We start from the raw sequence: 3,762 nt of genomic DNA on the forward strand, positions 1-3,762 counted from the left end.
GGTGCGCTAATGAAGTATAGATTAATGTTAGTAAAAATTGGTATCAAAAAAGGTTTAGCATCGAAATATGCTCTCTTGTTTTGGCTTTTTTCCGTACTAATATCCACCACTGTCCAGTATTTTTTATGGAAAGCAGTTCTGGTTGGTAAACCAAATCGTGAATTTCAAGAAACAATTAGTTATTTAGTGTTAATGCAAGTTTTAACAGTTTTGTTTCCTAAGACTAGCTATGAACTTAACGATAAAGTACGTTCCGGAGATATTGCAATCGATCTTCTTAAGCCACTATCTATTTCAACGCAATTACTATGGGAAGGAATAGGTTATTCACTAGTCAAATTTGCCATAATTGGTGTCGTTGATATGTTAATCTTTTTCTGGTTCTTGGATTTTAAAATTGCATTTAGCACTATATTGATGGTTTTCGTAACAGCTATTTTAGGTTATTTTTTATACTTTGAACTTGAGCTGGTACTCGGAACTTTTTCTTTTTATACCTACAGCATTTGGGGGATTACTACTTTTAAAGAAGCTATTTTGCTTGTACTGGCAGGAAATGCCTTTCCAGCTAATTTTTATCCCAGCTTGCTTAAAAAGATTGCTCAATATTTGCCCTTTCAATATTCATATGGCGCAATAGGGACATTGGCCCAGCATCCCGCCTGGAATTTATTTATTAAAATCGTCGTAATTCAGTTAATTTACATCGTTGCCTTTAACTTGTTGTTTAAGTTGCTTTTTAAGCATTCAGCTAACGCTACAGTTATTCAAGGAGGTTAATGATGCGATATTTAAAATTATTATTTACGTATTTCAAAGTAAATTTAAAATCATTAGCCGTTTACGATCTTGATTTTTATTTTGCGATTATTGGCATGATAGTCCAAAATGTCCTAAACATTGTTGCATTAAGGTTTATTTTTAACATTGTGCCGCGAATTAGTGGCTACAGTTTCAGCCAGTTGCTACTAACGTATGCATTAGCAACGTTATCCTTTTCAATATTCCGCTGCTTTTTCATTAATGCTTTAAATATTTCGGATTACATCCATAATGGTTCATTGGACACGATTTTGATTAAACCCGTCAATCCGCTATTTCAACTAGTTAATGAACGTGTAGATGAAGACTCTTGGGGCGATTTATTAGTTGCCTTGCTTCTGCTAATTGTGGTTGATGTGCAATTACATAATCCTTGGTATATCACGATTATGTTTATCTTTATTTCACTGTTTACGTCCTTAATTTTTTTGGCATTAGCAATCTTAGGTAATATTGTTTCACTTTTATCTAACGGTTTAGCTAATTTGGCTGAAACAACCTTTGACTTTTTTGATATGAGCAAATATCCCATGGCTATTTATTCGATGGGATTTAAAATAATTATGACTTTTATACTGCCAATTGGTTGGGTTGCATCAATTCCACAGGAAAGAATTGCCGTTAAGCACGAATGGATATGGCTATTGATAATTCCAGTTGTCTGCATGCTGTTCTTTGTGTTGATTTATCAACTCTGGCGCGTATTTCTGGAAAAATATCAGAGTACGGGCAGCTAGAGAAGACTATTATAAATATATTGCCAAAATGGTTAGCGGTACAAATGTGCTGCTAACTATTTTTATTGCTTTTGCTAAAAACTACAGTTTAGCCGATGGACAGTCAAAATAAATTTAGCTAAATATTGGCATAAAAAAGCCATACAACTGAAGAGCTGTATGGCTTTTTATCAATTATTCTTTTAATGTCTGTGCTTCTTGATGAATTACTTGCACACTATTAATTACAAATGGAAAGCCGATATATGGTAGCAATTGAATTACTGACCAAATTAGTTCACTTTCGCTGTTACCGGCCTTTAAACTCCCACGAGCATGGGCCTTGATTTGAAATTCAACGTTCATGGTAATTAGTGCTAATAGTTCATAGCGCTCACGGTCACGAACATCTAGGGCTTTTCGGTTATAAAAATCGTTGAAAAAGTGTTCCGTTAATGCGTGGGGGATGAAAGTGCCAGCATTATCTGGCAAATCTTTCAGCAGATTTTTAATTTCAGTGCCATATAATTGTGCTTGAACTCGTGCTCCATAGTTTTCATCTGCTTCACTTTCTACAGGTGTCAAAGTGATTTTACGTTCTTCAAATACGCTATTTACCTGCTCTAAAGCTTGTTTAACCTTCAGGGTACCAATTACAGGTGCTAATTGATAAAGCACCTCTAAAAGAACTTCAGGGGCAATATTAGCATCTAAAATGTTAGCCACCTGTTCTGGAACAGTTGTCATTATTCCTTGCGTAACACTAGCGATTAATGGAATGATAAAACGATCTTTCTGTAAGTGTTGAGCGCAGTTACTGTCCACGTCGTTAAGGTAGCTCTGGCTTAATTTTTGAAATTGCTCTTCTAGTTGATTATTCATGAAAATCTCCTGGTTAATACTATCTGCAATCTTTACAAATTTCTTCTTTTAATGATTTTAAGAACAGCTCAGCAACTGGCGATAAACTAACTTCTCGTTTCCAAATTACTCTAATCGTTTGTTGCAGACTAGGGCATAATTTTTTAAACGTAAGCCCTGAACTTTCTGAAGTATCAGCCAAGTTATCCAGGGTTAACATTAATGCCGAATGATTTTTGACCATTAACGTACCGTTGAAATTAAGGTTATAGTCACCAATAAAATTCACGTTATCGTAATAATTACCTAACCAGTTTTGAAAAAGGTGAGTTTGCAGGGCTTGCTGCGAGGTTAAGAGGGAGCGACCACACAAGTCTTTCGGTGTAATTGTTTCTTTAGCTGCTAGTATATCATCTCTTGGCATTAATACGCCCCAGGTATCTTTTTCAGATAAGGTTAAAGAGGCATAGCTGGGTAATGAAATGTCACCAATAATTACGCCAAAATCTGCAGTTCCGTTATTTAGTTTTCTTTCTGCGTAGCTGTAATCGCCGTTTAAGAGATGAATTTTAACGGTGGGATGATCTTTGATGATTTGGCTAATTACGTTCATAATTTTTTGCATCCCGATACTTTCACCTGCTGCAATTGTTAGGTCACCACTAATAAAAGATGTAGTTTCAAGATTTCTTTTTGTTCTAGAAGTTAACTCCAGTATTTCTTGTGCTTGTTCTAGTAAGTAATGGCCTGCAGGGGTTAGTGTTAAACGGCGCTTTTGCCGGTCAAATAATTTGACGCCGAGTTCTGCTTCTAAATCAGCTATTTGTCTGGAAAGTGCTGGTTGCGAAATTAAGACCTTTTTAGCCGCACGCGTCATGTTACCCTCTTGGGCAACAGCAACGAAATAATTTAAAACGCGTAGTTCCATATAACCTCCTGTTTAATGCATTTTGTTTATGTTGACTGATTGTTAATAAGTATTTCACTGAAGAAAAAGTTACAGCTAAAATTTGTATTATTGAGAAAAAATTCAATACGTACATAGGCCACTAATGTTATTTTGGTAGACGAGTAAAAAATCATAAAAAGCGCCTATAATAAGCACGATTATAGGTCACCTTTTTTTAATTGAATTAGTAAGGAAAATAAAATGAAAATATCAGAAGTTGCAGAAAAAGTCGATTTAACTCCAGTAACGCTAAGGTACTACGAAAAAATGGGTCTTATTCCAGAAGTAAAAAAGGAGCACGGTGTCAGAAACTATAGTGAAAATGATCTTAACTGGATCAGTTTTATCAAATGTATGCGGAATGTGGGCATTCCAGTAAAAGACTTACTGGAATATACCGAGTTACTGCAGCAG

At 35.3% G+C, this 3,762-nt stretch carries 5 protein-coding genes; 3 read left to right on the forward strand and 2 right to left on the reverse strand.

Annotated features, from left to right (window positions below; all coding sequences use genetic code 11):
* Together CRG87_RS07540 and CRG87_RS07545 are read left to right on the forward strand one after the other, a co-directional pair.
* On the forward strand, window positions 1–780 hold a 780-nt coding region (locus tag CRG87_RS07540), incomplete at its 5' end, for an ABC transporter permease (RefSeq protein WP_101138725.1).
* Between the two features lie 2 nt (window positions 781–782).
* Window positions 783–1,559, forward strand: a complete 777-nt coding sequence (locus tag CRG87_RS07545) for an ABC transporter permease (RefSeq protein ID WP_101138726.1) — start codon at window positions 783–785, stop codon at window positions 1,557–1,559.
* A 174-nt stretch (window positions 1,560–1,733) separates the two neighbouring features.
* Here the strand turns inward: CRG87_RS07545 and CRG87_RS07550 are convergent, their stop codons facing one another.
* Window positions 1,734–2,420: a carboxymuconolactone decarboxylase family protein gene (locus CRG87_RS07550; RefSeq protein ID WP_074426412.1), complete on the reverse strand. Its 687-nt coding sequence runs from the start codon at window positions 2,418–2,420 to the stop codon at window positions 1,734–1,736.
* Between the two features lie 19 nt (window positions 2,421–2,439).
* Window positions 2,440–3,327 (reverse strand): LysR family transcriptional regulator, encoded by an 888-nt coding sequence (locus CRG87_RS07555; RefSeq protein WP_074426413.1) that lies wholly within the window; start codon window positions 3,325–3,327, stop codon window positions 2,440–2,442.
* A gap of 222 nt (window positions 3,328–3,549) precedes the next feature.
* On the opposite strand from CRG87_RS07555, the gene CRG87_RS07560 reads away from it, so the two are divergent.
* On the forward strand, window positions 3,550–3,762 hold a 213-nt coding region (locus CRG87_RS07560; RefSeq protein WP_133125499.1), incomplete at its 3' end, for a MerR family transcriptional regulator.

It is taken from the genome of Lactobacillus apis (assembly GCF_002837055.1).
In the GTDB taxonomy this organism is placed as follows: domain Bacteria; phylum Bacillota; class Bacilli; order Lactobacillales; family Lactobacillaceae; genus Lactobacillus; species Lactobacillus apis.